Below are 18,806 nucleotides of genomic sequence, written 5' to 3' on the forward strand. Positions count from 1 at the left end.
CACCGGCCCGCCTTCAGTGCAGCACCGAAGGCGTGTCCGAAACTTCCTGGATCTCGCTGGGCGTGCCGGGGCTGGCGTGGTGCGCCACCAGCCGCCAGCCTTGCGCGGTCTTGTGCCAGATGTTGGTGGCGATCACCCAGGCTTCGCGCGGGCCCTGCGGCGTGAGCACCTCCACGCGCTCCAGCAGGTTGTGCACGCAGCTGGCCAGCGATTCGACCTTGCGCACGCGCTCGGGCCAGGCGCGGATGCTGCCGTTGGCGAACATCGCCTCGAACGTCGCGCGGATGGCCACGGGCCCCACCACGCGCGGGCCGCCCGGGTGGATGCAGACGATCTCGTCCTCGTCGGCCCAGCAGGCCATCAGCTTCTCGATGTCGGCGTTCTGCAGCGCGTCGTAGAACGCGGCTTCCACTTCGTCGGCGTTGCCTTCGAGGTTCGCGGCCTGGAGCTTGGACTTGCGCATGGGAAGCGCGATTGTGCCGCGATTCAGCGGACCAACCAGCGGCGCACGGCTTCGCGCACGTCGCCCTGTGCCGCCCGCCAGACGGTCTCGGATGAGGCCACGTGGATGCCCGCGGGTGCGAGCTGCAGCGCGGCGGCGACGAACTCCGCCACCTTCGTGGAGCGCACCGGCTGTTCGCTGCTGGGCACCATGTAGCGGAACACGCCCAGCATCCAGCCGGCCATGCGCGCCAGGAAGCTTGCGGGCGGCGCCGCGCCGGGCTTCTGCGCGGTGCGAACGATCAGCACGCGATCGAACCCGAGCGAAGCGACGGCGTGCTCGTCCAGGCTGGCGAGCCCTCGCTTGAGCGCTTCCGGCAGGCGCCCCTGCGCGTGCGGCAGCACGATGGCGATGGTGCGCACGCCGCTGCGGCGCATCCAGTCCGCGACCGCAGGCAGCTGTCCGGGCGCCGGCGTCCACAATGCACGCTCGCGGTCGTAGAACAGGCGTGGCGGCTCGAAGAGCACCAGGCCCGTGTCGGCCGCGCCGGGTGGCCATGCCTGCGGGTCGTCACCCGGCACCAGCATCGCGCCGACACCGCGCAGGCCGGTGCGTATCGGTTCGCGCGCCAGTACTTCGGCCGCGCGGAAATGCCGCAGGCCGACCAGCCGCCGCAGCACTTCGTTGCCAAGCAAGCCGGTGGCGCCGGCGATCACCAGACGCGGCAATACCGGACCGGCCGGCGGAGCGCCGCGTGCCGCGGCCTGCAGGGCTTGAATCGGCCCGTCATGCATCCCGTCTATGCTACCGTCCCCTCCCTGTCACGAAGGAGAACTCGAATGAGACGTTGGCTTGCGGTGCTGGCCGCCGTGCTCGCCCTCACGGGCTGCGGCTACAACGACTTCCAGCGGCTGGACGAGCAGACGCGCTCGGCCTGGGCCGAAGTGCTGAACCAGTACCAGCGGCGCGCGGACCTGGTGCCCAACCTGGTCGCCACGGTGAAGGGCGAAGCCAACTTCGAGCAGGAGACGCTCACCCGCGTGGTCGAAGCGCGCGCCAAGGCCACCTCGGTGCAGGTCACGCCCGAAGTGCTGAACAACCCCGAGCAGTTCCAGAAATTCCAGCAGGCGCAGGGCGAACTGGGCAGCGCGCTCAGCCGCCTGCTGGCGGTGAGCGAGCGTTACCCCGACCTGAAGTCCAACCAGAGCTTCCGCGACCTGCGCGTGCAGCTGGAAGGCACGGAGAACCGCATCACCGTCGCGCGCGGCCGCTACATCCAGGCGGTGCAGGAGTACAACGTGCTGGCGCGCAGCTTCCCCTCCAACCTCACCGCGATGGCCTTCCACTACCAGCCGAAGCCCAACTTCACGGTGCAGAACGAAGCCCAGATCTCCGCGCCGCCGAAGGTGGACTTCGGCGCGTCGCCTCCGCCTGGCGTGGCCGCGTCCGGCACGCCGCCGTCCCGCTGACGCTCCGCGCCGCGTGCGTCGCTTCATCGCGCTTCTGGCCGCCACCCTGTTGTGGGTGGCCGGCGCGTGGGCGCAATCCGTGCAGCCGGTGCCCGAGCTCACCGCTCGCGTCATCGACCGCACCGGCACCCTCGACGACATCCAGCGCACGGGCCTGGAGCAGAAGCTGCAGGCTTTCGAGCAGCGCAAGGGCACCCAGATCGCGATGCTGCTGGTCGCCACCACGCAGCCGGAAGACATCGCCAGCTACGCCAACCGCGTGGCCAACGCGTGGAAGATCGGCCGCCGCCAGGTGGGCGACGGCGTGCTGGTGGTCGTCGCCAAGAATGACCGCAAGGTGCGCATCGAGGTCGCCAAGACGCTGGAGGGCGCCATCCCCGACCTGGCGGCCAAGCAAGTGATCGACGACGCGATGACGCCGCGATTTCGCCAAGGCGATTTCGCGGGCGGACTCAACGCCGCGGCCGACCAGCTGATCGCGCGCATCGATGGCGAACCGCTGCCCGCGCCCGCGCAACGCCAGCAGCGCAACACCGCGGGCTTCGACTACTTCGACCTTGCCATCTTCCTGTTCTTCGCGGTGCCCATCGCGGGCACCGTGCTGCGCGGCATCTTCGGCGGCAAGCTGGGGCCCCTGATCACGGGCGGCGGCACCGGAATGCTCGCGCTGTTCGCGACCAGCAGCGCCTTCATCGCGGCCATCGCGGGGTTCATCGGGCTGGTGCTGGCGCTGTTGTCGGGCGGCCGGGGATCGGGCTCCGCCGCGCGTCGCAGCGGCTGGGGCGGGCCGGCGCTATTTCCCGGCGGCTGGAGCAGCGGCGGAGGCTCGAGCAGCAGCAGTGATTCCGGCGGCGGCTTCAGCTCCGGCGGCGGTGGCGACTTCGGCGGCGGCGGCGCCTCGGGAGACTGGTGATGCTTCGACGCCTGCAGCGCATCCTCAAGCATCGCTGGGTCGACGAGCGCGACCTGCGCAAGGCGATCCCGCCCGACCTGGTCGTACGCCTCGCATCGCGCGTCACCGCCAGCGAGCGCCGCCACAGCGGCGAAGTGCGCATCTACGCCGAAGCGGGCCTGCCGCTCAGCTACCTCTGGCGCGATGCGCGGCCTCGCGAACGCGCGGTGGCCATGTTCGGCAAGCTGCGCATGTGGGACACCGAGCACAACAACGGCGTGCTCATCTACCTGCTGCTGGCCGAACGCGCGATCGAGATCGTGGCCGATCGCGGCCTGGCGCGCAAAGTCGAGGCGGGCGAATGGCAGCGCATCGTCGCCGGCATGGGTTCGGCCTTCCGCGAAGGCCGTTTCGAGGACGGGCTGACACAGGCGCTGTCGGAAGTCTCTGCGCTGCTGGTGCAGCACTTCCCGCTGGCCGAAGGCGAGGTGCGACCCAACGAACTGCCCGACGAGCCGGTGCTGGGTTAGCCCGGGGCTTGCGCGGCGCCTGCGCGACGTATGCTGCGCCCGATGGACTTCGACGACGACTTCTTCGCGCTGCTCGCCCTGAGCCTGGCCCTGGCCGCGCTGCTGGCGAGCTGGGCGCGCCGGCGCAACGTCAGCCCCCGGCGGCAGGTGCGCCGCATGATGGGCGCGGGCGCGCTGTTCGGCGCCGCGGCGCTCATGCTGCTGGACTGACGCGCGCGGCCTGCCGCTGCAGGAAGGCGCGCACCGCGGGGTCGCGCTCCAGCCCGATCGCGCGCTGGTAAGCCTCCGCCGCCTCGGCGCGCCACCCGCAAGCGACGAGCAAATGGGCGCGCGCCGCCCAGTACGGCTGGTACTCGTTCAATCGCTGTTCTTGTTCCAGCGGCGCCAGTGCCCGCAGTCCCGCCGCCGCGCCTTCGACTTCCGCCAGCGCCACCGCGCGGTTCAACGCGGCCACCGGCGAGCCGGTGAGCTGCCACAGCGCTTCGTACAGCTGCAGGATCGCGCGCGCGTCGGGCGATTCGCCGCGTTGGCGCACGGCGTGCGCGGACTGCACCGCGGCTTCGAGCTGGTAGCGGCCCGGCGCAGCCCGCTGTCCCGCGCGCCAGAGCAGCGTCTCGGCTTCGTCGATCATCGTGGCATCCCAGCGGCGCGGGTCCTGCCACGGCAGCGGCACGTACTCGCCGCCCTCCCGCCGCGCATCGCGGCGCGCGTGCGAATGCAGCATCAGCGCGAGCAAGCCCGACGCCTCCGGCTCTTCGGGCAGCAATGCCACCAGCAGGCGACCGAGCCAGATCGCTTCTTCCGCCAGGTTGCGGCGCGCGGGATCCGCGCCTGCCGCATCAGTCCAACCCTCGGCATACGCCGCGTAGATGGCAGCAAACACCGCGTCCAGCCGCTCGGCCCACAGCGCGCGCGGCGGCACTTCGAACGGCACGCCGGCTTGCCGGATGCGCGCCTTGGCTCGCACCAGCCGCTGGCCCATCGTGGCCGGCGCAACGAGGAAGGCCGAGGCGATGGTGGCGGCGTCGAAGCCCAGCACCGACTGCAGCATGAGCGGCGCGCGCACCGCCTCGTCGATGGCCGGGTGCGTGCAGGCGAACAGCAGGCGCAGGCGGTCGTCGGGGATGCCGCCGTCATCCGGCGCCTCGGCGAGCTCCTCCAGCAGGAGCGCGTGCTGCGCATACGACTCTTCGCGCAGCCGCGTCCGCACCGCGTCCACCTGCTTGCGCCGCGCGACCGTGAGCAGCCACGCCTCCGGGTTGTCCGGCGCGCCGGAGGCCGGCCATTGCGCCAGCGCGGCAGCGAACGCCTCGGACAGCGCGTCCTCGGCAGCCGCCACGTCGCGCGTGCGCGCGGCCAGGAAAGCCACCAGCTTGCCGTAGCTGCGGCGCGCCGCGGCTTCAGCGGCCTGGGTGGCGCCGGTCTGCGGCATGGCGGCGGTCAGTACTCGGTCATCGGCCAGACCGGCCGGACTTCCATCGACCCGTGCGCCGCGCCTGGGCAGCGCGCCGCCCACGAGACGGCGACGTCCAGGTCCGGCACGTCGATGAGGTAGTAGCCGCCCAGCGCCTCGCGCGTCTCCGCGAAGGGACCGTTGTGCACCTCGGTCTTCTCGCCCTTGACGCGCACGACGGTGGAAGCGGACGGCGGGCGCAGCCGATTGGAGCCGAGCAGCACGCCGGCGCCACGCAGCGCCTCGGTGTAGGCCCGGTAGGCGGCCACCGCCTGGGTGCGGGTGGCTTCGGGCATGGCGGCGAACTTGGCGTCGTCGCTGTGGATCAGCAGCAGGTATTCCATAAGGGGCTCCTTGGCATGGGGTCAACGATGCCGCACCGCGCGGCACCTGGCAATGTCGCCGCCGGCGCCCCGATTTCGACAGGCGCCGGAGAATCAGTGCATGCAGCTGCCGCTGGTCCAGGCAGCCAGCTGGCAGATCGCGAGGAAGGCACCGCCCTTGACCACGCCCGCGGCCGTGCGGCCTGCCAATGCCACCCGCTGCGCGAACGTCAGCCTGCCGCCTTTGGCTTCCAGCATCCCCCGCAATGCCAGCGCCTTCTCGTCGTCGCCGATCACATGGCTTTCCGCGTACGCCGAATGGCCGGCGCCGAAGGGCCGGTTGGGATCCGCGCCCGCGTCCAGCAGCAGCGCCGCGCTGTCGGCCCGGCGTGAATGGACCGCGAAGTACAGCGGCGTTCCCGCGGGTGCGGGCTTGAATCGCGGCGCGGTGGGCCCATCGCCCAGCGGGATGCCCGGCAGGCCGGCGATGTCCAGATTCGGATCGGCGCCCGCGGCCAGCAGCGCTTTCAGGCAGCCGGGCGAGCCGGACGCCGCGGTGTGCAGCGCGGCCGCGGGGCGAGCGCCGGCGGCGAGCAGCCTGTCCACCACATCGGCTTCGTCGCCGCGAGCGCGCGGCCAGGAGCAGGCGTGGCTCAGCACCGCATCCAGCGTGTCTTGCGGATAGCGCCGCGCCGCCAGCCTTGACGCGAGCTCGGCGGCGCCTTCGTCGCTGGCGACCGCAAGGGCCTCCTGCTCGGAAGCGATGCGGCGCACCTGGAGTTCCGTCGAGCGCAGCGTCGCCAGGCCGAGCGTGTTGGCGACTTCCAGCGCGACGGTTTGCGGCCCGGGCGCCAACCTGCCCAGCGGGATGTCGGCCGTCCACACGGACTTCGAGCGCGGATCGGCGCACGGCGTGGAAGGAACGGCCACCACGATGCGCGCGTCCTCGCGCCGCACGACGGCTGCCTCAGGGTCGGGACATTGGTCCGGCTGTCCGCCACCGCCGACGACGATGACGCGCGCCGTGACGCTGTGGCCTTCCGTGGGCGTCTCGGGCCGGAACTCGATGCGCGAGTTGCCCAGCGCCGCCCGCATGGACTGGCGCTTCATCTCCTGCTCGCGCTCGATCATGCGCTGCCGGTACGCGTCGTCTGCCGCGCGCGCGGGAGGTGGCTGCTGCGCGTACGCCGAAGCGGCGGCAACCAGCAGGAGAACGGCGGCAAGGCGCAGGCTCATCCGCCGGATGCTACGAATAAAAAAGCCCCGCGCAAGGCGGGGCTGCGAGAGCGCTGGTTTTTCTTAGCGCTTGTTTCGCCGGCAGACCACTACTTCTTCTGCCGGTATTTCTGCAGGGCGGCGATCTGGGCGGCCATGACGGCCAGTTCGGACTGGGCCTTGGCGATGTCGATCTCGCTGCGGGCGTTCTTGAGGGCTTCCTCGGCCGCGCGCTTGGCTTCGGCCGCCTTTTCCTCGTCCAGGTCCTTGCCGCGGATGGCGGTGTCGGAGAGCACCGTGACGCGGTTGGGCTGCACCTCCAGGATGCCGCCGGCCACGAACACGAATTCCTCGCCGCCGTCGGCCTTCTCGATGCGCACCGAGCCGGGCCGCACGCGCGTGATCAGCGGCGTGTGGCGCGGGTAGATGCCGAGCTCGCCGGCTTCGCCGGGCAGCGCGACGAAACGCGCCTCACCGGAGAAGATCGACTCCTCGGCGCTCACCACGTCGACGTGGATGGTGTGCGGGGTATCGGCCATGGCTTAGGCGGCGATCTTCTTGGCCTTTTCGAAGGCCTCGTCGATGGTGCCGACCATGTAGAAGGCCTGCTCGGGCAGGTGGTCGCACTCGCCGGCCGTGATCATCTTGAAGCCGCGGATGGTTTCCGACAGCGGCACGTACTTGCCGGGCGAACCGGTGAACACTTCGGCCACGTGGAACGGCTGCGACAGGAAACGCTGGATCTTGCGAGCGCGGGCCACGGCCAGCTTGTCCTCGGGCGACAGTTCGTCCATGCCCAGGATCGCGATGATGTCGCGCAGTTCCTTGTAGCGCTGCAGGGTGGCCTGCACCGAACGCGTGGTGTTGTAGTGGTCCTCGCCGACGACGTTGGGGTCGATCTGGCGGCTGGTGGAGTCCAGCGGGTCCACGGCGGGGTAGATGCCCAGCGCGGCGATGTCGCGCGACAGCACCACGGTAGCGTCCAGGTGGGCGAAGGTCGTCGCGGGCGACGGGTCGGTCAGGTCGTCCGCCGGCACGTACACGGCCTGGATCGACGTGATGGAGCCCACCTTGGTGGAGGTGATGCGCTCCTGCAGGCGGCCCATTTCCTCGGCCAGCGTCGGCTGGTAGCCCACGGCGGAAGGCATGCGGCCCAGCAGCGCGGACACTTCCGTGCCGGCCAGCGTGTAGCGATAGATGTTGTCCACGAAGAACAGCACGTCGCGGCCTTCGTCGCGGAACGATTCGGCGATGGTCAGGCCGGTCAGCGCCACGCGCAGGCGGTTGCCCGGGGGCTCGTTCATCTGGCCGTACACCATGGCCACCTTGGACTCGGCCAGGTTCTCCTGGTTGACCACCTTGGAGTCGGACATCTCGTGATAGAAGTCGTTGCCCTCGCGGGTGCGCTCACCCACGCCGGCGAACACCGACAGGCCCGAGTGCGCCTTGGCGATGTTGTTGATCAGCTCCATCATGTTCACGGTCTTGCCGACGCCGGCGCCGCCGAACAGGCCCACCTTGCCGCCCTTGGCGAACGGGCAGATCAGGTCGATCACCTTGATGCCGGTTTCCAGCAGCTCCTGCGAGGGCGACAGCTCGTCGTACGCGGGAGCCTTGCGGTGGATGGAGGCGGTCAGCGACTGGTCGACCGGGCCGCGCTCGTCGATGGGATTGCCCAGCACGTCCATGATGCGGCCGAGGGTGGCCTTGCCCACCGGCACCGTGATGGGCGCGCCGGTGTTGTAGACCATCGCGCCGCGGCGCAGGCCGTCGGACGAACCGAGGGCGATGGTACGGACGATGCCGTCACCCAGCTGCTGCTGCACTTCCAGCGTGAGGGCCGAACCTTCCATCTTCAGCGCGTCGTACACACGCGGCATGGTTTCGCGCGGGAACTCGACGTCGACGACGGCGCCGATGCACTGGACGATTTTTCCTTGGACTTGAGCCATTTGTTGCTCCGTAAATTTAAACAGCGGCGGCGCCGGAAACGATCTCGGAGAGTTCCTTCGTGATCGCGGCCTGTCGCGTCTTGTTGTAGACCAGCTTGAGCTCGGCGATGAGGTTGCCGGCGTTGTCGGTGGCGGCCTTCATGGCCACCATGCGCGCGGACTGCTCGGAAGCCATGTTCTCGGCCACCGCCTGGTACACCAGCGCCTCGACGTAGCGGATCAGCAGGTCGTCGATGACGGTCTTGGCGTCGGGCTCGTAGATGTAGTCCCAGCCGTGGTCGCCGTCGGCCTTGGCCTGGGCGTGCATCTTCTCGGCCGACAGGGGCAGCAGCTGCTCGACCACCGGCTCCTGCTTCATCGTGTTGATGAAGCGGGTGTAGCAGAGGTACACGGCCGACAGCTTGCCTTCGGCGTACTGGTCGAGCAGCACCTTCACCGGGCCGATCAGCTTTTCCAGGTGGGGCGTGTCGCCCAGCTGGGTGGCGTGCGACACCACCTTGGCGCCCACGCGGTTCATGAAGCCCAGGCCCTTGTTGCCGATGGCCACGACCTGGTTGTCGTAACCCTCGCCCTGCAGCTCGCGCAACTTGGACGTCACGGCGCGCAGCACGTTGGTGTTCAGGCCGCCGCAAAGCCCCTTGTCGGTGGACACCACGATGAACCCCGCGGCCTTCACGTCGTTGTGCTTCATGAAGGCGTGGGTGTACTCGGGGTTGGCCTTTCCGAGGTTGGCGGCGATGTTGCGCACCTTGTCGCTGTAAGGCCGGGCCGCGCGCATGCGGTCCTGCGCCTTGCGCATCTTGGAGGCGGCGACCATTTCCATGGCCTTGGTGATCTTCTTGGTGTTCTCCACCGATTTGATCTTGCCGCGGATTTCCTTGCCGGCTGCCATTGCTAGGTTCCTGTGTGGGAAGGCTTAGGCGAAGGTCTTCTTGAACGCTTCGATGGCCGAAGTCAGTTCGGCCTCGGCGTCCTTGTCCATGGCCTTGCTCGACTCCAGCTTGTTCAGCAGGGCCGCGTTCTTGTCCTTCAGCCAGGCATGCAGGCCGCTTTCGAAAGCCAGCACCTTCTTGACGTCGATGTCGTCGAAGTAGCCCTTGTTCACCGCGAACAGCGAGGCACCCATCAGCGAGATGGGCAGCGGGCTGTACTGCGGCTGCTTCAGCAGCTCGGTCACGCGGGCGCCGCGGTCCAGCTGCTTGCGGGTGGCGGCGTCCAGGTCGGAAGCGAACTGCGCGAACGCAGCCAGCTCACGGTACTGCGCCAGGTCGGTACGGATACCGCCGGACAGGCCCTTGATCAGCTTGGTCTGCGCGGCACCGCCCACGCGCGACACCGAGATACCCGCGTTGATGGCGGGACGGATGCCGGCGTTGAACAGGTTGGTTTCCAGGAAGATCTGGCCGTCGGTGATCGAGATCACGTTGGTCGGCACGAACGCGGACACGTCGCCGGCTTGCGTTTCGATGATGGGCAGCGCGGTGAGCGAACCGGTCTGGCCCTTCACTTCACCCTTGGTGAACGCTTCGACGTAGTCGGCGTTCACGCGAGCGGCGCGCTCCAGCAGGCGGCTGTGGAGGTAGAACACGTCGCCGGGATAGGCTTCGCGGCCCGGGGGGCGGCGCAGCAGCAGCGAGACCTGGCGGTACGCGACGGCCTGCTTGGACAGGTCGTCATAGATGATCAGCGCGTCTTGCCCGCGGTCGCGGAAGTACTCGCCCATCGTGCAGCCGGAGTACGCGGACACGTACTGCATGGCGGCCGATTCGGAAGCCGAGGCGGCCACGACGATGGTGTATTCCATCGCGCCGTTGGCCTCGAGGGCGCGCACGATGTTCTTGATCGTGGACGCCTTCTGCCCGATGGCGACGTACACGCAGGTCATGTTCTGACCCTTCTGGTTGATGATCGTGTCGACCGCCACCGCCGATTTGCCGGTCTGGCGGTCGCCGATGATCAGCTCGCGCTGGCCGCGGCCGATGGGCACCATCGCGTCGATGGACTTCAGGCCGGTCTGCACCGGCTGGTCCACGGACTTGCGCGCGATCACGCCCGGGGCAACCTTCTCGATCACGTCCGTCAGCTTGGCGTTGATGGGGCCCTTGCCGTCGATCGGCTGGCCCAGCGCGTTGACCACGCGGCCCACCAGTTCCGGGCCCACCGGCACTTCCAGGATGCGGCCCGTGCACTTGACGGTGTCGCCTTCGGAGATGTGCTCGTACTCGCCCAGGATCACCGCGCCGACGGAGTCGCGCTCGAGGTTCAGCGCGAGGCCGAACGTCGGGGTGCCATCGGCGGTCGCCGGGAACTCCAGCATTTCGCCGGCCATGGCCTCGGACAGGCCGTGGATGCGGACGATGCCGTCGGTCACCGAGATCACGGTGCCCTGGTTGCGGATGTCGGCGCTGGCCGAGAGGCCCTCGATCCGGCTCTTGATCAGTTCGGAGATTTCTGCGGGATTGAGCTGCATGACTCGTTCCTTGTGTCCTTGGGAGCGGGGACGGCCTAAGCCGTCAGCGCGACTTTCATTTGCTCGAGGCGGGCCTTGACCGAGGTGTCCAGCACCTCGTCGCCGACCACCACGCGGATGCCGCCGATCAGGGACGGGTCTTCCTGCACGGTGACGTTCAGCTTGCGGCCGAAGCGGCGCTCCAGCACCTGCGCCACATCGCCGAGCGAGGACGCGGGGATGGGGAACGCGCTGTACACCACCGCGTCGGAAGCGCCGCCCTGGGCGTTCTTCATCGCGCGGAACTGCGCGGCCGCTTCGGGCAGCGCGGCCAGGCGGCCGTTGTCGATCACCGTGCGCAGGAAGTTCTGGCCTGCCTGCGGCAGCGGCTCGCGCAGCACGCCGGAGACCAGGTCGTACACCTGCTGGTTGGAGACCTTCGGGTTCTCGGCGAACGACAGCAGCTGCGCGTTGCCGGCCACGGCGGCCAGCGCTTCCAGCCACTGCGACGCGCCGTTCAGGTCGGCTTGCGACGACTTGAACAGCGCCTCGGCGTACGGGCGGGCGATGGTGGCGAGTTCGGCCATCTTCGTCGGTCCTTACAGCTCGGTCTTCAGGCGGTTGAGCAGGTCGGCGTGGACGCCGGCGTTCACTTCCTTGCGCAGGATCTGCTCGGCACCCTTGACCGCCAGCGCGGCGACCTGCTCGCGCAGGGCTTCGCGCGCCTGCACGGTCTGCTGGTCGGCTTCCGCCTTGGCCGCGGCGACGATCTTCGCGGCTTCCTCGTTGGCGCGGCCCTTGGCGTCTTCCACGATGCCCTGGGCGCGGCGCTCGGCGTCGGCCAGCAGCGAGGCGATCTGGTTGCGCGACTTGGCCAGCTCTTCGTCGACCTTGGCGTTGGCGGCGGCGAGCTCGCTCTTCGCGCGGTCGGCGGCGGCCAGGCCATCGGCGATCTTGGCGGCCCGCTCGTCCAGCGCGGCGGCGATCGGCGGCCACACGTACTTCATCGTGAACCCGACCAGGGCCAGGAACACGATCATCTGAATGATGAGGGTACCGGTGATGCTCACTTGTTCATCCTTCCCCACGGCCCTTCAAAGGCAGGCCACGGGAATCGGTTGGCGAAACGGCGGCGGCCTTACTTGGCCAGCTGGCCCAGGAACGGGTTGGCGGTGGCGAACCACAGCGCGATACCCGTGCCGATGATGAACGCCGCGTCGATCAGGCCGGCCAGCAGGAACATCTTGGTCTGCAGCTCGTTCATCAGCTCGGGCTGGCGGGCGGCGGACTCGAGGTACTTGCTGCCCATCACGCCGATGCCGATGCAGGCGCCGATGGCGCCCAGGCCGATGATCAGGCCGGCGGCGAGCGCGACGAAGCTGATGACTTGTTCCATTGATTGCTCCTAGGGGACTTTGGTTAAGGAAAGGGAAAGAGGAAAGGCTTGCGGATCAGTGCGCGTCGTGCGCCTGGCCCAGGTACACCAGCGCCAGCATCATGAAGACGAAGGCCTGCAGGGTGATGATGATCAGGTGGAAGGCCGCCCAGGCGAACCCTGCGACGACGTGGCCGACGGCCAGCCCGATCGAACCGCCGATGCCCAGGGAACCCCAGGCGCCGCCCATCAGCGCGATCAGCAGGAAGATCAGCTCGCCTGCGTACATGTTGCCGAACAGCCGCATGCCGTGCGAGACCGTCTTGGCGACGAACTCGATCATCTGCATCGCGAAGTTCAGCACGCCCATGATGACGGCCAGGATCGGGTTCTTGCTGGTGCCGAAAGGCGCCGTGACCAGCTCGTGCGCCCAGCCGCCGATGCCCTTGATCTTCACGTTGTAGAACAGGCAGATCAGCAGCACCGAGACCGACAGGCCCATGGTGATGGACAGGTCCGCCGTGGGCACGACGCGCATGTACGCGTGGTGCGGGTCATGGTGCGCGGCACCCCACAGCGCCGGAATCAGGTCGACCGGCAGCAGGTCCATCGCGTTCAGCAGCAGGATCCAGACGAACAGCACCAGCGCCAGCGGCGAGATGAACTTGCGGCTGTTGGCGTTGTGGACGATGCCCTTGGCCTGCGTGTCCACCATCTCCACCAGGATTTCCACCGCGGCCTGGAAGCGGCCAGGCTTGCCGGAAGTTGCCTTGCGGGCGGCGGCCCACATCAGCCAGCAGACCAGCACGCCCAGCGCGATGGACCAGAACAGCGAGTCGAAGTTGAAGACGGAAAAATCGACGACGTTGCCGGGCTTCTTGTTCTGCCAGAAGGTCAGGTGGTGAAGGATGTACTCACCCGCGGTCTGTCCGGTTTGTTCTGCAGCCATGTCTGTCTTCAGTTTCCAGTTCGGCGGGCGCGCGGCTTGAACGCCAGCGCCACCCAGTACACCTTCATCACGACCACCAGCCCCACCAGCAGCGCCGGCCAGCTGAGATCGCGGACCAGCCTTGGCGCGGCCACCAGCATGGCCACCGTCAAGGCGATCTTGACCATCTCCCACAGCAGGAAGCCAACGGCCGCCGTGCCCGCGTTGAGGGTGGAGAACCGGCCGGTCAAGCCCCGCGCGAACACCGCTGCGGGGATCACCACGGCCAGGGCGCCGTAACCGGCGGACCACCCGACGCTGGACTTGCCGGTGAAGGCCCACGCGGCGACTGCCACCGCCAGGCCCACCACCGCCTGTCCCCCGACCACCCGCCAGGGGGAAACCGGCGGGTGCTGTTCGCGCAGCTTTCGCGCCTCTTCGGCGCTCAGCGGCTTGATTGGGGGTTGCTCGTCCTCCGAGACTTCAGGAAGCGGGGGAATAGTTCTTGTCATTCCGGATGGCCCCGCCTTGGCCCTGAAATTTCACAAAGCCCCTGATTATAAGTAGAAACCCCGGCCCGAAAACGAATACCTGACCCAAACCTGAGCCCTGCACGCCCGGCATGGGGCGCGGGTGCCTGGATGAGCCGGGCTTCTGCACCATGAAGATCGGCCAGGCCCGGCGGGCGGCCGCGAGACAGGCGCGAGAATCGGCGCCATGACCGACGCCACCACGCTCCCCGACCTGCCCTGCTACCTCAACGGCGAATTCACCACCTTGCGCGAAGCCAAGGTGAGCGTGATGGACCGCGGCTTCATCTTCGGCGACGGCATCTACGAAGTGGTGCCCATCTACGGCGGCAAGCCGTTCCGTTTCAACGAGCACATGGCGCGGCTGGAGCGCAGCCTGGCCGAACTGCGCATCCCGAACCCGAACACGCTGGCGCAGTGGCGTGAACTGGTGGTGAAGCTGGCCAGCAACTACGCGCAGTTCGCCAAGGTGCCGCTCGCGGAGTGCGACCAGATGGCGTACATCCAGATCACGCGCGGCGTGGCCATGCGCGACCACGCGATGATCCCGGGCCTGACTCCCACCGTGTTCGCCATGGCCAACCGCATGTCGCAGCTGCCCGCGGCCGAACGGGCCAAGGGCGTGTCCTGCGTCACCGCCGACGACTTCCGCTGGAAGAAGGCCCACATCAAGAGCACCAGCCTCGCGGGCGCCGTGATCTCGCGCCAGATCAGCGTGGATGCCGAGGCGGTGGAAACCATCATGTTCCGCGACGGCATGCTGTCCGAGGCATCCTCGTCGAACGTGTGGGTGGTCAAGGACGGCAAGGTCAGCGGCGTGCCGCGCGACAACCTGGTGCTGGAAGGCATCCGCTTCGGGCTGATGGAGCAGCTGTGCCGCGAAGCGGGCATCTCCTGCGAGCTGCGCCGCATCCCGCGCGAGGAAGTCCTCGCCGCCGACGAGCTGCTGCTGTCGTCGGCCACCAAGGAGATCCTCCCGGTGACCACGCTGGACGGCAAGCCGGTTGCAAACGGCCGCCCGGGCCCCATCTACGAGAAGCTCTACGCCGGCTACCAGCAGGCGAAACAGGCTTCCTGAACCATGACTTCCTCCAGCCCCGCTTCCGACACCACCCCCACCGATCCGCGCAAGGAGTCGCTGATCGAGTACCCGTCGCGCTTCCCGATCAAGGTGATGGGCGCGAAGGCCGAGGGCTTCGTGCACGCCGTCACGGCCATCGCGAAGCAGTTCGACCCGGACTTCGACGCTTCGACCATCGAGCTGCGCGACAGCAAGGCCGGCAACTACCTGGGCATCACGATCACCATCACCGCCACCAGCCGCGAGCAGCTCGACGAGCTGTACCGTACGCTGTCGACGCACCCGATGGTCAAGGTCGTCCTCTAATCCCCATGCTCACGCGCGTGCCGGGCCGGGTGGACTACGAGCCCACCTACCGCGCGATGCAGGACTTCACCGCCGCGCGCGGCAAGGACACGCCCGACGAGCTGTGGCTGTGCGAACACCCGCCGGTCTTCACGCAAGGATTGGCCGGCAAGGCCGAACACGTTCTGGCCGCGCGCGACATCCCGGTGGTGCAGACCAATCGCGGCGGACAGGTGACGTACCACGGACCCGGCCAGGTCGTCGCGTACCCGCTGGTGGACCTGCGCCGGCGCGGCTATTTCGTCAAGGAATACGTCTACCGGCTGGAAGAAGCCGTGCTGCGCACGCTGTCGCACTACGGCGTCACCGGCCACCGCGTCGCCGGCGCCCCGGGCATCTACGTGCGGCTGGCCGATCCCTTCTCGCATGAAGCCTTGCGCGGCCCCGCGGTTCCCGGCCACGAGTTCGACGGGCTGGGCAAGATCGCGGCGCTGGGCGTGAAGGTGAGCCGCCACTGCACCTACCACGGCGTGGCGCTGAACGTGGGCATGGACCTGGAACCCTTCTCGCGCATCCACCCTTGCGGCTACGCCGGGCTGGCGACGGTGGACCTTTCTACAATCGGCGTCTCCACCCCCTGGAACGAAGCCGCGCAGGTCCTGGGCCAGAAGCTCGCCGCCCTGCTCGCCTGAAAGGCCCCATGAGCTCCACCGAAGTCGTGCGCGAGGCGCAGTCGCCCGAGACCTACAACGCGTCGGCCAAGCAGAAGGCCGCCGCGAAGCTGTCGCGCATCCCGGTCAAGGTGGAGCAGGGCGAGATCCTGAGGAAGCCCGAGTGGATCCGCGTTCGCGCGGGCTCGCCCACCACGCGCTTCTACGAGATCAAGCAGATCCTGCGCGAGAGCAACCTGCACACCGTGTGCGAGGAAGCTTCCTGTCCCAACATCGGCGAATGCTTCGGCAAGGGCACGGCCACGTTCATGATCATGGGCGACAAGTGCACGCGCCGCTGCCCGTTCTGCGACGTGGGCCACGGCCGTCCCGACCCGCTGGACGTGAACGAGCCGGAGAACCTGGCCAGGACCATCGCGCGGCTGAAGCTGAAATACGTGGTCATCACCAGCGTCGACCGCGACGACCTGCGCGACGGCGGTGCGGGCCACTTCGTCGAATGCATCCGCAAGACGCGCGAGCTGTCGCCGCAGACCACCATCGAGGTGCTGGTGCCCGACTTCCGCGGCCGCGACGACCGCGCGCTGGACATCCTGAAGGCCGCGCCGCCCGACGTGATGAACCACAACCTGGAGACCATCCCACGCCTGTACAAGGAAGCGCGGCCCGGCTCCGACTACCGGTTCAGCCTCAACCTGCTGAAGAAGTTCAAGGCGCTGCATCCCGGCGTGCCGACCAAGAGCGGCCTCATGGTGGGCCTGGGCGAAACCGACGAGGAAATCCTCGAGGTCATGCGCGACATGCGCGAGCACGGCATCGACATGCTGACCATCGGCCAGTACCTCGCGCCGTCCAACTCGCACCTGCCCGTGCGTCGCTACGTGCACCCGGACACCTTCAGGATGTTCGAGGCGAAAGCGTACGAGATGGGCTTCACGCACGCCGCCGTCGGCGCGATGGTGCGTTCCAGCTACCACGCTGACCAGCAGGCGCACGCGGCCGGCGTCGCCGGCGCCTGATCGCCTCCCTTCGACAGGCTCAGGACAGGCCATGGCCGCAGCGGAATCCCTCTCGCTGCGAGACTACGGGCCTTCACCCGGCAGCCATTCGCACGACCACTTCCAGGTGCTCGTCGGCCTGGATGGCGTGCTCGAACTGGAAGTGGAAGGCCGCGGCCAGCGCGTCGGGCGCGGCGACGGCTTCCTGGTCGTCCCCGGTGACCGGCACGACTTCGAAAGCACCGGCGGCAGCCGCTGCCTGGTGCTGGACACGCGCGTGGGCCTTTGGTCGCTGTGCGCACCCTCGCCACGCGATGCGCGGCAAGTGGGCTCGCTCGCGCAATACCTCGCGCAGGCGGTGCTGAAACGGCAACCGCTTGCCACGCTGCACGGCCCCGGCCTGTTGCTGGAAGCCTGGGCGCCGCAAGCCTCGGCCGCTTCGCGCCGCCGCATCGACTGGGCCTCGCTGCAAACCTGGGCCCAGGCCCGGCTCGACCAGCCGCTGACCGTCGCGCAACTCGCCGAACGCGCGCACCTCAGCCCCAGCCAGTTCGCGCTGCGCTGCCATGAGGCCCACGGCCTCTCGGTCATGCAGTGGCTGCGGTCTCAGCGGCTGGCCCGCGCGCGGCAACTGCGCGCGCTGGGCGTGCCGGTGGCGGAAGCCGCGCGCCGCACCGGCTACCGCTCGCCTTCCGCGCTGACCGCCGCGCTGCGCCGGGAAGCGCACTGAGCGGCGTCGCTCAACGAAGCGCCGGCGTTGCGCGACGACCGCATCGCCTAAGCTCGCCGCCATGCATGCCAACCTGTACGCGCTGGGCGCGATCGCGCTGTGGGCCGGCCTGGCTTCGCTGGGCCTGTCGCTCAAGCACCTGCCGCCGTTCCTGCTGACCGGCATCGCGCTGGTGATCGGCAGCGTGCCGTCGTGGCCGCTGGTGCGCCAATGGAAGGTGCCGGCTTCGACGCTGGCCGTGGGCATCTACGGCCTGTTCGCGTACCACTTCCTGCTGTTCATCGCCTTGCGCGTGGCGCCGCCGGTGGAGGCCAACCTCGTCAACTACCTGTGGCCGCTGTTCATCGTGGTGCTGGCGCCGCTGTTCCTGCCGGGCCTTTCGCTGCGGCCGGGCCACGTGCTGGGCGCGCTATTGGGATTCGCCGGCGCGGCGGTCGCCATCCTTGGCGCGGGCGGTACCACCGGGGCGTGGTCGTGGGGCTACCTGCCGGCGCTGGGTGCGGCCTTCATCTGGGCCAGCTATTCGCTGCTGACCCGCCGCGTGCCGGCCTTCCCGACGGCGGCCATCGGCCTGTTCGGGCTGGTGTCCGGCGCGCTGTCGCTGGCGTGCCACGTTGCGCTGGAGCCGCGCGTGGCCGTCGCGCCCGCCGACTGGGTGCTGCTGACGCTGATGGGCCTGGGCCCGCTGGGCGCCGCCTTCTTCCTGTGGGACAAGGCGCTGAAGCTGGGCGATGCGCGCCACATCGGCGTGCTGAGCTACATCACGCCGCTGGCGTCCACCGCCCTGCTGTTGCTGGTGACCGGCCGCGGCTTGAGCTGGAGCATCGCGCTGGCCGCTGCGCTGATCGTCGGCGGGGCGGTGCTCGGCACGCGCACACGCGAACCCCGGAGCGAAACGCAGGCGGCGTGAGCCACCGCGCCCGGCGGCCGTACATCCTTCGGGCCGGTCGCGAAGACGGCCCGAACCCTATCCTTGGCGCGGATGAGCAGTCACCTCGCGCCCACCGTCAACCCGCGCAGCGCCGCGGCGGGCGCGCTGGCACGACTTGTGACGCTGGCGTTGGCGGGTGCCGCGCCGCTGGCCACCGCAGCCGACGACGCGGCCATCCAGCGCGGGCAGGCCGTGGCCGCGCGCTCGCATTGCGCCACCTGCCATGGCCCGGACTTCGCCGGGCGCGGCGACGCCCCGCGCCTGGCCGGCCGCCCGGAGAACTGGCTGCGTGAATCGATGGAGCAGCTGCGTGTGCGCGCCGGCCCCCGCGGCGACAGCATCATGACGGCCGCGCTGTACGGCCTGAAAGACAGCGACATCGCCGACCTGGCGCACTACCTCGCCAACTTGCCGCCGGCGCCTTGAGTGGCGTCAGTGCCATCGCGGCGTCAGCGTGAGGCGCGCCGAGCGTCTCACCCGGCGACAAGCGGGCGCCTCCCAGCAACGATGGTTCGCACTGCCTCAGCAGGTTGAGCCGGCCCTCCGCGCGGC

General features: G+C 69.0%; 25 protein-coding genes. 11 read left to right on the plus strand and 14 right to left on the minus strand.

The genetic code is table 11. The features are described from left to right. Nucleotides 1-13: 13 nt before the first annotated feature. The gene (locus EZ216_RS17435; RefSeq protein ID WP_135251064.1) at nucleotides 14-463 is read right to left on the minus strand and encodes a YybH family protein; all 450 of its coding nucleotides are present in this window, start codon (nucleotides 461-463) and stop codon (nucleotides 14-16) included. A 23-nt stretch (nucleotides 464-486) separates the two neighbouring features. Beyond that, nucleotides 487-1,236 (minus strand): hypothetical protein, encoded by a 750-nt coding sequence (locus tag EZ216_RS17440; protein ID WP_135251065.1) that lies wholly within the window; start codon nucleotides 1,234-1,236, stop codon nucleotides 487-489. Nucleotides 1,237-1,281: 45 nt separating this feature from the next. On the opposite strand from EZ216_RS17440, the gene EZ216_RS17445 reads away from it, so the two are divergent. The 4 genes from EZ216_RS17445 to EZ216_RS21495 are packed head-to-tail and all read left to right on the plus strand — an operon-like array spanning nucleotide 1,282 to nucleotide 3,543. After that, nucleotides 1,282-1,911, plus strand: a complete 630-nt coding sequence (locus EZ216_RS17445) for a LemA family protein (RefSeq protein WP_135251066.1) — start codon at nucleotides 1,282-1,284, stop codon at nucleotides 1,909-1,911. Between the two features lie 13 nt (nucleotides 1,912-1,924). Beyond that, complete coding sequence (locus EZ216_RS17450; protein ID WP_135251067.1) at nucleotides 1,925-2,824, plus strand: TPM domain-containing protein; 900 nt, start codon at nucleotides 1,925-1,927, stop codon at nucleotides 2,822-2,824. After that, the gene (locus tag EZ216_RS17455; RefSeq protein ID WP_135251068.1) at nucleotides 2,824-3,333 is read left to right on the plus strand and encodes a TPM domain-containing protein; all 510 of its coding nucleotides are present in this window, start codon (nucleotides 2,824-2,826) and stop codon (nucleotides 3,331-3,333) included. Before EZ216_RS17450 ends, EZ216_RS17455 begins: the two co-directional genes overlap by 1 nt. A gap of 42 nt (nucleotides 3,334-3,375) precedes the next feature. Further along, nucleotides 3,376-3,543 carry a hypothetical protein gene (locus tag EZ216_RS21495; protein WP_167772949.1) on the plus strand — a complete coding sequence of 56 codons (168 nt, stop codon included), beginning with the start codon at nucleotides 3,376-3,378 and terminating at the stop codon, nucleotides 3,541-3,543. On the opposite strand, the gene EZ216_RS17460 is transcribed toward EZ216_RS21495, so the two are convergent. The 12 genes from EZ216_RS17460 to EZ216_RS17520 all read right to left on the minus strand — a co-directional run bounded on the left by EZ216_RS17460 (nucleotide 3,527) and on the right by EZ216_RS17520 (nucleotide 13,540). Beyond that, nucleotides 3,527-4,765: an RNA polymerase sigma factor gene (locus tag EZ216_RS17460; protein WP_135251069.1), complete on the minus strand. Its 1,239-nt coding sequence runs from the start codon at nucleotides 4,763-4,765 to the stop codon at nucleotides 3,527-3,529. The two genes, EZ216_RS21495 and EZ216_RS17460, sit on opposite strands and share 17 nt — an antisense overlap. Before the next feature lie 8 nt (nucleotides 4,766-4,773). After that, entirely contained in the window at nucleotides 4,774-5,130 is a 357-nt protein-coding gene (locus EZ216_RS17465) for a YciI family protein (RefSeq protein WP_135251070.1), read from the minus strand. 93 nt (nucleotides 5,131-5,223) lie between these two features. Then, nucleotides 5,224-6,345 carry an ankyrin repeat domain-containing protein gene (locus EZ216_RS17470; RefSeq protein ID WP_135251071.1) on the minus strand — a complete coding sequence of 374 codons (1,122 nt, stop codon included), beginning with the start codon at nucleotides 6,343-6,345 and terminating at the stop codon, nucleotides 5,224-5,226. A gap of 89 nt (nucleotides 6,346-6,434) precedes the next feature. After that, a complete protein-coding gene (locus EZ216_RS17475; RefSeq protein ID WP_135251072.1) occupies nucleotides 6,435-6,863 on the minus strand; it encodes a F0F1 ATP synthase subunit epsilon in 429 nt (142 codons plus the stop codon). A 3-nt stretch (nucleotides 6,864-6,866) separates the two neighbouring features. After that, on the minus strand, nucleotides 6,867-8,276 hold the full coding sequence (gene atpD, locus EZ216_RS17485) for a F0F1 ATP synthase subunit beta (protein ID WP_135251073.1): 1,410 nt from the start codon (nucleotides 8,274-8,276) through the stop codon (nucleotides 6,867-6,869). Between the two features lie 16 nt (nucleotides 8,277-8,292). After that, on the minus strand, nucleotides 8,293-9,168 hold the full coding sequence (atpG, locus tag EZ216_RS17490; RefSeq protein WP_135251074.1) for a F0F1 ATP synthase subunit gamma: 876 nt from the start codon (nucleotides 9,166-9,168) through the stop codon (nucleotides 8,293-8,295). 24 nt (nucleotides 9,169-9,192) lie between these two features. After that, nucleotides 9,193-10,746 (minus strand): F0F1 ATP synthase subunit alpha, encoded by a 1,554-nt coding sequence (gene atpA, locus EZ216_RS17495; protein ID WP_135251075.1) that lies wholly within the window; start codon nucleotides 10,744-10,746, stop codon nucleotides 9,193-9,195. 35 nt (nucleotides 10,747-10,781) lie between these two features. Beyond that, the gene (locus EZ216_RS17500) at nucleotides 10,782-11,312 is read right to left on the minus strand and encodes a F0F1 ATP synthase subunit delta (RefSeq protein WP_135251076.1); all 531 of its coding nucleotides are present in this window, start codon (nucleotides 11,310-11,312) and stop codon (nucleotides 10,782-10,784) included. A 12-nt stretch (nucleotides 11,313-11,324) separates the two neighbouring features. After that, nucleotides 11,325-11,795: a F0F1 ATP synthase subunit B gene (locus tag EZ216_RS17505; RefSeq protein WP_135251077.1), complete on the minus strand. Its 471-nt coding sequence runs from the start codon at nucleotides 11,793-11,795 to the stop codon at nucleotides 11,325-11,327. Between the two features lie 68 nt (nucleotides 11,796-11,863). Further along, entirely contained in the window at nucleotides 11,864-12,121 is a 258-nt protein-coding gene (atpE, locus tag EZ216_RS17510; RefSeq protein ID WP_135251078.1) for a F0F1 ATP synthase subunit C, read from the minus strand. A gap of 55 nt (nucleotides 12,122-12,176) precedes the next feature. After that, the gene (gene atpB, locus EZ216_RS17515) at nucleotides 12,177-13,049 is read right to left on the minus strand and encodes a F0F1 ATP synthase subunit A (protein ID WP_135251079.1); all 873 of its coding nucleotides are present in this window, start codon (nucleotides 13,047-13,049) and stop codon (nucleotides 12,177-12,179) included. 8 nt (nucleotides 13,050-13,057) lie between these two features. Further along, complete coding sequence (locus EZ216_RS17520) at nucleotides 13,058-13,540, minus strand: ATP synthase subunit I (RefSeq protein ID WP_135251080.1); 483 nt, start codon at nucleotides 13,538-13,540, stop codon at nucleotides 13,058-13,060. Nucleotides 13,541-13,745: 205 nt separating this feature from the next. Between EZ216_RS17520 and EZ216_RS17525 the strand changes: the two genes are divergently transcribed. The 7 genes from EZ216_RS17525 to EZ216_RS17555 all read left to right on the plus strand — a co-directional run bounded on the left by EZ216_RS17525 (nucleotide 13,746) and on the right by EZ216_RS17555 (nucleotide 18,680). Continuing rightward, a complete protein-coding gene (locus EZ216_RS17525; RefSeq protein ID WP_135251081.1) occupies nucleotides 13,746-14,636 on the plus strand; it encodes a D-amino acid aminotransferase in 891 nt (296 codons plus the stop codon). Between the two features lie 3 nt (nucleotides 14,637-14,639). Beyond that, nucleotides 14,640-14,945 (plus strand): YbeD family protein, encoded by a 306-nt coding sequence (locus EZ216_RS17530; protein ID WP_135251082.1) that lies wholly within the window; start codon nucleotides 14,640-14,642, stop codon nucleotides 14,943-14,945. A gap of 5 nt (nucleotides 14,946-14,950) precedes the next feature. Beyond that, nucleotides 14,951-15,616 (plus strand): lipoyl(octanoyl) transferase LipB, encoded by a 666-nt coding sequence (lipB, locus tag EZ216_RS17535; protein WP_135251083.1) that lies wholly within the window; start codon nucleotides 14,951-14,953, stop codon nucleotides 15,614-15,616. A gap of 8 nt (nucleotides 15,617-15,624) precedes the next feature. Then, nucleotides 15,625-16,614: a lipoyl synthase gene (gene lipA / locus EZ216_RS17540; protein ID WP_135251084.1), complete on the plus strand. Its 990-nt coding sequence runs from the start codon at nucleotides 15,625-15,627 to the stop codon at nucleotides 16,612-16,614. 31 nt (nucleotides 16,615-16,645) lie between these two features. After that, nucleotides 16,646-17,323: a helix-turn-helix domain-containing protein gene (locus EZ216_RS17545; RefSeq protein ID WP_135251085.1), complete on the plus strand. Its 678-nt coding sequence runs from the start codon at nucleotides 16,646-16,648 to the stop codon at nucleotides 17,321-17,323. Nucleotides 17,324-17,384: 61 nt separating this feature from the next. Continuing rightward, the gene (locus EZ216_RS17550) at nucleotides 17,385-18,233 is read left to right on the plus strand and encodes a DMT family transporter (RefSeq protein WP_135251086.1); all 849 of its coding nucleotides are present in this window, start codon (nucleotides 17,385-17,387) and stop codon (nucleotides 18,231-18,233) included. 72 nt (nucleotides 18,234-18,305) lie between these two features. Beyond that, entirely contained in the window at nucleotides 18,306-18,680 is a 375-nt protein-coding gene (locus EZ216_RS17555) for a c-type cytochrome (protein ID WP_135251087.1), read from the plus strand. Nucleotides 18,681-18,806 lie beyond the last annotated feature (126 nt).

The organism is Ramlibacter humi (assembly GCF_004681975.1).
GTDB classification, from domain to species: Bacteria; Pseudomonadota; Gammaproteobacteria; order Burkholderiales; family Burkholderiaceae_C; genus Ramlibacter; species Ramlibacter humi.

Coding starts and splice junctions, on each gene's coding strand:
- EZ216_RS17555 (WP_135251087.1), top strand. CDS start 18,306: ATGAGCAGTCACCTCGCGCCCACCGTCAACCCGCGCAGCGCCGCGGCG.
- EZ216_RS17525 (WP_135251081.1), top strand. CDS start 13,746: ATGACCGACGCCACCACGCTCCCCGACCTGCCCTGCTACCTCAACGGC.
- atpD (WP_135251073.1), bottom strand. CDS start 8,276: ATGGCTCAAGTCCAAGGAAAAATCGTCCAGTGCATCGGCGCCGTCGTC.
- EZ216_RS17520 (WP_135251080.1), bottom strand. CDS start 13,540: ATGACAAGAACTATTCCCCCGCTTCCTGAAGTCTCGGAGGACGAGCAA.
- lipB (WP_135251083.1), top strand. CDS start 14,951: ATGCTCACGCGCGTGCCGGGCCGGGTGGACTACGAGCCCACCTACCGC.
- EZ216_RS17455 (WP_135251068.1), top strand. CDS start 2,824: ATGCTTCGACGCCTGCAGCGCATCCTCAAGCATCGCTGGGTCGACGAG.
- EZ216_RS17470 (WP_135251071.1), bottom strand. CDS start 6,345: ATGAGCCTGCGCCTTGCCGCCGTTCTCCTGCTGGTTGCCGCCGCTTCG.
- EZ216_RS17460 (WP_135251069.1), bottom strand. CDS start 4,765: ATGCCGCAGACCGGCGCCACCCAGGCCGCTGAAGCCGCGGCGCGCCGC.
- atpA (WP_135251075.1), bottom strand. CDS start 10,746: ATGCAGCTCAATCCCGCAGAAATCTCCGAACTGATCAAGAGCCGGATC.
- EZ216_RS17440 (WP_135251065.1), bottom strand. CDS start 1,236: ATGCATGACGGGCCGATTCAAGCCCTGCAGGCCGCGGCACGCGGCGCT.
- lipA (WP_135251084.1), top strand. CDS start 15,625: ATGAGCTCCACCGAAGTCGTGCGCGAGGCGCAGTCGCCCGAGACCTAC.
- EZ216_RS17445 (WP_135251066.1), top strand. CDS start 1,282: ATGAGACGTTGGCTTGCGGTGCTGGCCGCCGTGCTCGCCCTCACGGGC.
- EZ216_RS17435 (WP_135251064.1), bottom strand. CDS start 463: ATGCGCAAGTCCAAGCTCCAGGCCGCGAACCTCGAAGGCAACGCCGAC.
- atpE (WP_135251078.1), bottom strand. CDS start 12,121: ATGGAACAAGTCATCAGCTTCGTCGCGCTCGCCGCCGGCCTGATCATC.
- atpB (WP_135251079.1), bottom strand. CDS start 13,049: ATGGCTGCAGAACAAACCGGACAGACCGCGGGTGAGTACATCCTTCAC.
- EZ216_RS17550 (WP_135251086.1), top strand. CDS start 17,385: ATGCATGCCAACCTGTACGCGCTGGGCGCGATCGCGCTGTGGGCCGGC.
- EZ216_RS17530 (WP_135251082.1), top strand. CDS start 14,640: ATGACTTCCTCCAGCCCCGCTTCCGACACCACCCCCACCGATCCGCGC.
- EZ216_RS17500 (WP_135251076.1), bottom strand. CDS start 11,312: ATGGCCGAACTCGCCACCATCGCCCGCCCGTACGCCGAGGCGCTGTTC.
- EZ216_RS17475 (WP_135251072.1), bottom strand. CDS start 6,863: ATGGCCGATACCCCGCACACCATCCACGTCGACGTGGTGAGCGCCGAG.
- atpG (WP_135251074.1), bottom strand. CDS start 9,168: ATGGCAGCCGGCAAGGAAATCCGCGGCAAGATCAAATCGGTGGAGAAC.
- EZ216_RS17465 (WP_135251070.1), bottom strand. CDS start 5,130: ATGGAATACCTGCTGCTGATCCACAGCGACGACGCCAAGTTCGCCGCC.
- EZ216_RS21495 (WP_167772949.1), top strand. CDS start 3,376: ATGGACTTCGACGACGACTTCTTCGCGCTGCTCGCCCTGAGCCTGGCC.
- EZ216_RS17545 (WP_135251085.1), top strand. CDS start 16,646: ATGGCCGCAGCGGAATCCCTCTCGCTGCGAGACTACGGGCCTTCACCC.